General features: G+C 51.3%; 8 protein-coding genes. 5 read left to right on the forward strand and 3 right to left on the reverse strand.

Translation table 11 applies throughout. The features are described from left to right. The coding region (locus tag GXX34_08430) for a HAMP domain-containing protein (GenBank protein HHW07533.1) at nucleotides 1–1,131 on the forward strand (1,131 nt) is incomplete at its 5' end. A 268-nt stretch (nucleotides 1,132–1,399) separates the two neighbouring features. Further along, nucleotides 1,400–2,974, forward strand: coding sequence for a diguanylate cyclase (locus GXX34_08435; GenBank protein HHW07534.1), 1,575 nt, complete (start codon nucleotides 1,400–1,402; stop codon nucleotides 2,972–2,974). Between the two features lie 55 nt (nucleotides 2,975–3,029). On the opposite strand, the gene GXX34_08440 is transcribed toward GXX34_08435, so the two are convergent. The 3 genes from GXX34_08440 to GXX34_08450 form a co-directional block, all read right to left on the reverse strand. Continuing rightward, a complete protein-coding gene (locus tag GXX34_08440; protein HHW07535.1) occupies nucleotides 3,030–3,365 on the reverse strand; it encodes a hypothetical protein in 336 nt (111 codons plus the stop codon). Between the two features lie 100 nt (nucleotides 3,366–3,465). Beyond that, a complete protein-coding gene (gene mutT / locus GXX34_08445) occupies nucleotides 3,466–3,852 on the reverse strand; it encodes an 8-oxo-dGTP diphosphatase MutT (protein ID HHW07536.1) in 387 nt (128 codons plus the stop codon). Between the two features lie 262 nt (nucleotides 3,853–4,114). Beyond that, nucleotides 4,115–4,903 (reverse strand): Fic family protein, encoded by a 789-nt coding sequence (locus GXX34_08450; protein ID HHW07537.1) that lies wholly within the window; start codon nucleotides 4,901–4,903, stop codon nucleotides 4,115–4,117. A 347-nt stretch (nucleotides 4,904–5,250) separates the two neighbouring features. Between GXX34_08450 and GXX34_08455 the strand changes: the two genes are divergently transcribed. The 3 genes from GXX34_08455 to GXX34_08465 form a co-directional block, all read left to right on the forward strand. Then, on the forward strand, nucleotides 5,251–5,856 hold the full coding sequence (locus GXX34_08455; GenBank protein ID HHW07538.1) for a cyclic nucleotide-binding domain-containing protein: 606 nt from the start codon (nucleotides 5,251–5,253) through the stop codon (nucleotides 5,854–5,856). A gap of 78 nt (nucleotides 5,857–5,934) precedes the next feature. Next, complete coding sequence (locus tag GXX34_08460; GenBank protein ID HHW07539.1) at nucleotides 5,935–6,414, forward strand: CPBP family intramembrane metalloprotease; 480 nt, start codon at nucleotides 5,935–5,937, stop codon at nucleotides 6,412–6,414. Nucleotides 6,415–6,439: 25 nt separating this feature from the next. Then, nucleotides 6,440–6,663 (forward strand): hypothetical protein (locus tag GXX34_08465; protein ID HHW07540.1); only part of this gene is annotated, 224 nt, incomplete at its 3' end.

Below are 6,663 nucleotides of genomic sequence, written 5' to 3' on the forward strand. Positions count from 1 at the left end.
GCCTCCGGGCAGGTGGTCTGGGACGCCCGGCAGCATGACAACGCCCGGTGCGAAGCCATGCTGGACCAAATCGCCCGGAACATGAGCAGCCGCTATCCCAACTGGGAAGGCACTTACGTGGAAAACGCTTTCCCGGTGATGGATGAACGGGGTCAAGTGGGGGAAGTCATCATCGGCTATTACGGCCCCTATTTCTTCAACGAAGCGGACCTGGCCTTCATTAATAACATGAACCGGCTCCTGATCGGTGTCGGCGCCTTTTCCCTGGCCCTGTCCATCCTCTTTGGCACGGTGATGGCAGAAAAATTGAGCACCCCCATCGGCCGGGTCATCACCACCGCCCAGATGATTGCCAAGGGATACTACGACGACCGGGTCACCGAGACCTCCAGCACGAAAGAAATTGCCCAGCTCACCGAAACTATTAACCACCTGGCGGAAACCTTAGAGAAACAGGAGCGCTTGCGCAAGCAGCTCACCGCCGACGTGGCCCATGAACTGAGGACGCCTTTGGCCACCTTGCAAAGCCACATGGAGGCCATGATTGACGGCATCTGGCAGCCCGACCCAGAAAGGCTCAAAAGCTGTCACGAAGAGATCGTGCGCATTAGCCGCCTGGTGGGGGATCTAGAGAAGCTAGCTAAATACGAAGGGGAAAACCTGGTGCTTACCAAGACCACTTTCGATGTGGCGGAATTGGCCCGGCACCTCCTCCAGAATTTCGAGACGGAATTTGCCGAAAAAGGCATTGCTCTCCGGTTTACCGGGGAAAAAGAAGTCATCAACGCCGATAAGGATAAAATCAGTCAGGTGATCGTCAACCTTCTCTCCAATGCCCTGAAATACACGCCGCCCGGGGGCACCGTGGAAGTCTCCGTGCAAGGTGATGCCCAAAGGGCGGAGATCCGGGTGAAAGACAGCGGCGCCGGTATTGCCCCGGAGGACCTGCCCTACATTTTCGAACGCTTCTACCGGGCCGATAAATCGAGAAACCGCTTGACCGGCGGCGCCGGCATCGGCCTTACCATCACCAAGGCCATCGTGGACGCCCACAATGGCACCATCCAGGTCCACAGCCGGGTGAACGAGGGCACGGAGTTCCTCGTTTCCTTGCCCAAGCAGCCGGGGTAGGCGTCTCGCGATCACCTGCAGATAAAGCCGCAAAGACGGAGGCCCCTCTCCCCCACAGCCATCGCTCATGATCCTTCCACCGGGCCAGGGAGCCGCTGCACCGCCCCCGGTGCGGCCCGGGAGCCATCCTTTTTGCGGCGGCACCGGTACCGCAGCGTGCCGATTTGTTACAATATGCCAATAAAAAAATAAAGGATTGTCTTAGTTCTTATTGAATTAATACTTAACTATACTTAACTAGTTATAGAATTGGGTTTGTGGGAGCATTATGGATCTAAAAACAGTCATGTTACTGCTGGCAGTCGGTTCCTACCTGCTGGGATTGCTGTTGATATTTCTTAGATATAAAAAGAGCAATCCCCAGAAAATTCCTTTCTGGATTGAAGCCAAACTGCTGCAGGGAACCGGCTCTCTCTTGCTGTATTTCAGAACCGGTGTCTTCGACGGTTTAACCCTGGTCGCCAATATCATGCTGCTGTTAGGTGGTGCCTACGAAGCCTGGGCCGTCCGGGTTTTGTGCCGGAAGCCGGTACCGCCCCGGTTCCACCTGTCCCTATCAGCCGCCATCATCTGCGCCGGCGTCGCCAGTCAGCTCATGGTGGAACCCTACCGGCTAGGCTTCCTTTTCCTTCTTCAGAGCATCCTCTACTTCTTGACCAGCCTCTTCTTGCTCTGCAAACCCCACATTAGACGTTCCTTACAATTAATTCTCAGCGGGAGCTACTGCTTTACCGGGGGAGTCTTCTTGCTGAATGCCATTCTCTGTCTTGGTTTTCCCGACTATGCGCAAGCCCAAGGCAGCGATGTAATTTTCAGCATCATACCGCTGGCGACCTTTTTCATCTTCCTGGCCAGCGGTTTCATCCTGCTGATGCTGGCGAAAGAAAAAAGCGACCAGCTGGCCTGGCAAATGGAAAAAAGCCTGCTGGAGGCCGAGCGGCGTTTCCAGCGCATTGTGGAGACGGCCATCGAGGGCATCCTCATTTTGGACCCAAATTATATGATTACTTTTGCCAATCCTAAAATGGCTTCTGCGCTGGGCTACTATGTGGAGCAAATCATAGGCAGGTCATTTATATCCCTCTTCCCTCCCGGTGACTTGGCGGAGCAAAAATACACCAGGTTCTTCAGCCATGATGACGATACCCTGGTCTACGAATGCCGCCTTTTGCGGCGAGACGGGCGCAAGCACTGGTTCCTGGTGTCCGCCAAAGCTGTTTACGATGAGGAGGGACACCTGGAAGGGTACGTGGCCATGTTAACGGACATCCACGAGCGCAAGGAAATGGAGCTGATGCTGGAGGAATCCAATCGCCTGCTGGCGGAACTGAGCAACACGGACGGCTTGACGGGCATAGCCAACCGGCGGTGTTTTGACGCGACCCTAGAAAGCGAGTACCTCAGGTTAAAACGCACCAATTCCAAACTGTCCGTCATTCTCCTGGACATTGATTATTTCAAGGAATTCAATGACTGCTACGGCCATGTCAGCGGCGATGAGTGCCTGCGCCGGATTGGCAAAGTCTTAACTGGATCCGTGACCCGTTCCCTGGATTTGGCGGCCCGTTACGGCGGGGAAGAATTTGCCTGCATACTCCCTGATACGGATCTTACCGGTGCCGTGCACGTGGCGGAAAGAATCCGGCAAAGGATCCACGGGCTGCAGATTGAACACAAAAAATCACCGGTGGCCCCCTATGTGACCGCCAGCTTCGGCGTCACCACGGTGCAGTATTCCCCGGACAAATCCCTGGCCGACATCATCGCAGCGGCGGATAAGCTTTTGTACAAAGCCAAAGCCTCCGGCCGCGACCGGATTGAATTCGCCGAGCTCAGCGGATAAAAAAAAGAAGCCAGCGAGTGGCTTCCATTAACGGCTGTAGCTCTCTTTACGAACGCTAAATACCGAAATGAATGACGTATTTGCCTTGCTCTTTGGCGCGTCGGACCAAGGAAATCAAGGCAGCGTATGCATCTTGATCGTAAGAGGATAGCACCTTGATAACCGGGTCCATGGATTCAGGCGGTATCAGGGTGATGCCGTCATAGGCAAGACCCTTGGCCGGTCTTTGCAGGGTGTGCCAATAACAATCGACACCTTGCAACTCCCCCAGAATTGGTTCAATTAGATCATCATCAACCTGAATGCAATTAAACAGCTCCGGCTCATAAGTATCAAACCGTTCTTCATGCCCCGGCGCCCTGGGCATAATGCCAAATTCATGTTTGGCCATGGTAATGTACTCCCCTCAATAGAGCGAAATAATGCTTTCAGCGACAAAGCACGATGGTCATAGCGCTTGTCAAACAAGACAAGCTAAAGGTGGCCTGGACTCATAGCGCTTCCTTTTTCAGCTTTTCGATAAACGGAAGGTCCGCCGGAGAAAAATCGTAGTCATCAAGTTCCTCCGGCTTGACCCACTTGATTTGCTCATGTTCCGTCAATCTAAGATCACCGCCGGTCCAGCTGGCCTTATAGGCAAGCAGGCGTATTGGCCCTATATCATAATGGTATACGCTCTCCCCGAAAAACCCGTCCACGGCGATTTCAATCCCCAGCTCTTCCCGGATTTCCCGTTTCAAGCATTCCTCCGGGGTTTCCCCGGGCTCCACCTTTCCGCCGGGGAATTCCCATTTACCGGCGAGCCTTAAACCTTGTGCCCTTTGAGCGATTAACACTTTCCCATGACTAATGATAATTGCAGCAGCAACTAATTTCATGTCCCTGTACGTCCTTTCCATCATTATTGGCACTATTTCGGCGTCCAAGATTGTGTCCGCATGTCCGTACAAGCCGAAGAAAATACCTACGGCAGAGGAAAAACCAATAGCCAGCACCACCGGTTACCAGAACAAGACCGGCGGCACGGATCCGCAAGTGGTGGCCAACAATTACTATCCATGTGAGACTAATGGTAGGGCACGGCTTACACGGCTTAGATGGTGTGAGCGTTGTCTTTCCTTGCAGTTAACACCAGTTCCATTACTCCTCATCAAAGTCCTTTAGGTTCTTACGCTGCTCCTCGGCTCCCGTCCTTTTTTCCAATACCTTCGCCCAAGTTTTTTCCGTTTCATACTGCAGGAATTTGTATAGAGGCATCAAATCCTCGGTTTCATCATACTTTTGGAGACATTCATAGTAGAGCCCCTTGTCCTCATCGTAAATGATCAGGGGCGGATAATTCTTAATCATGAGATAGTAATTCAACAATGTCCTACCCACTCGTCCGTTCCCGTCGGCAAAGGGATGAATATATTCAAACTTAGCATGAAAATAGGCCGCAGCCATTAAAACGTCTTTGCCCTTGAAGGCATTTACTTCGGCAATCAGCTCCTCCAAATCCTTAGCCACTTGCTCCGGCGGGGAACCAACCTGATACATCCCGGTAACATAGTCATGTTTTTTGAATTCACCCGGTCTCTCCCCTTTGGCAATGTACCTCTGCTCATCGTAAGTACCGGCAGTCAGGATGCGGTGCACTTCTTTAACCAGTTCCACGCTTAAAGGCTCCTTGTTGACTATCTTCTCCTTCAAAAACTCATAGCACATTTTTTGGTTTTGTTGTTCCATGATGGTCCGGGGATTGCCGGTAAACCCTACTACTTTCCCGTTTTCAAAAATCTCCCGCGTATCAAAGTAAGTGATCTCATCATTTTCAATTTTCCCGGAATGAAAGGCAAACAGGACCCGGAAATTGTGCAGGTATTTATCCAAATCATTGGGACAGGAAATATGGTAGGATTGCCACAGTTCGACGATTTGCTGGTACAGCTCCCATCACACCCTTCCGGTTGCCATTATTGTTTAATTATACCATATTGTGACGTTTGACGGTGGCCAACAGAAACCAGGGTTATGTCAAATACAGATGACACGGTCTTGTCCTTCCTCAATCCTGTTTGAAATGTTACCGGTAAATCTAAGCCAACCTTATCACTTGACCCAAAAACCACCATAAGTCTAAATCTGCGCCCCGCTGCAAAACGGTAGGGGCTAATATAAAAACCACCGGTTTGGACCGTATTCCAACAATGGGATTGTCAATATCGTTAGGATAAAACTCTTGAGAACCCTTCCCGCATATAGTAGCATTTAATTAAGAATAGTCAAAGTTTTGCATGAGAAGGGCGATTGTGATGGAGGTATCCTACGACAGATTACTCGCCAGCCAAGCGTTGCGGAGTTTTCTCAGTCTGGATGAGAATGCCGAGACACCACCGGAATTATTCTTCATCCTCGAAAAAATTAAAACAAGAGAGTTCGCTCCCGGCCAGACCATCATCCGGGAAGGTGAACAGGCTGACAGCCTCTTCATCATTGACAAAGGACAGGCGGACGTCATCAGCGAAAGCGGCGGCAGTGTGGTCATCGGGCAACTGGAGGGCGGCGATGTTTTCGGGGAAGTAGCCCTTTTGACGGGCAAAACCCGGACGGCTACCATCGTGGCCAAGACGGACCTGGTGGCTTTTCAGTTGTTCAAGAGCGACCTGGACCAAGTGACGAAAGCCAATCCCCAGATCATCAGTACTTTGCTGCAAAAGCTCTACCGGCGCTTGACGGATTCTTACCTGGCTTTGGAAGAGAGAAATAAAGAACTGCAAAAAATGAGTAAAATCCGGGAAGAGCTGGCCACCTTGTTTACCAGCGTAGTGCTCTTGATTACCGTTTACACCTTTGTCCTGGGCGTATTGAGCAACGATTTCATCACCCGGTACCTGCCGTAGCAAAGCTCCTACTGGATTTCACGGCTGATTGAAGTCTCCGTTTTGATCATTGCTTTCAAAATTATCAGGAACAGCAGCTTGAGCTGGAAAGATTTTGGTCTCAACACCATCAGGGCTAAGCAATCTATCGTGGAATCGGTGGTCATTTCTTTCCTGGTGGTGGGGCTCTTATGTGCAGGCAAGTATGTCCTGATGAATCTTTACCCGGAAAGGTTCCCGCACCGGTACATCATGTCCTGGGAACATTTTGACTATACGTACATCACTTACTTAGTGATAGCACCCCTTCAGGAATTCATCACCCGGGGTGTGGTCCAGACCTCTTTGCAGCGCCTGCTGGTGGGACGCCACCTGGTACTTCTGGCTATTATGATTACTTCTTTCCTGTTCGGGTCCCTGCATGTCTTCTCTTCTTTCTATTTGGGACTGACCGCCACCCTGACCGGCTGGCTGTGGGGCTGGATGTATTACCGGCACCAGAATCTCATTGGGGTGAGCATTGCCCATTTCCTCATCGGCAACTTGACCGGGCTCATGGGATTGTGGCTGGTATTTTAATCCGGAAGGAAGGTTCAAACACCACATGTTCAGTAAGCTGAAATATGCCGTCTACCGCATTCTTTTCATGATCTACGGTGTCTTTTGTATGGTAACCTTTGGCTTGGGAGCTTTCCTACTGGCTCCCCTTTCATCATATTATCTCTTTAACGACCTGCGATTCTGGAAATACTACCGCTACTTTTACCCGATGATGAAGGCGTGCCTGCGGCTGGCCCGCCTGTGGCTCACGTCGGAGGCTTACCGGAA

The sequence above is a fragment of the Clostridia bacterium genome (assembly GCA_012840125.1).
Lineage (GTDB): Bacteria > Bacillota > DULZ01 > DULZ01 > DULZ01 > DULZ01.

Excerpts from the sequence above, each read along its gene's own strand:
- GXX34_08435 (HHW07534.1), top strand. The coding sequence starts at position 1,400 with ATGGATCTAAAAACAGTCATGTTACTGCTGGCAGTCGGTTCCTACCTG.
- GXX34_08440 (HHW07535.1), bottom strand. The coding sequence starts at position 3,365 with ATGGCCAAACATGAATTTGGCATTATGCCCAGGGCGCCGGGGCATGAA.
- mutT (HHW07536.1), bottom strand. The coding sequence starts at position 3,852 with ATGAAATTAGTTGCTGCTGCAATTATCATTAGTCATGGGAAAGTGTTA.
- GXX34_08455 (HHW07538.1), top strand. The coding sequence starts at position 5,251 with ATGAGAAGGGCGATTGTGATGGAGGTATCCTACGACAGATTACTCGCC.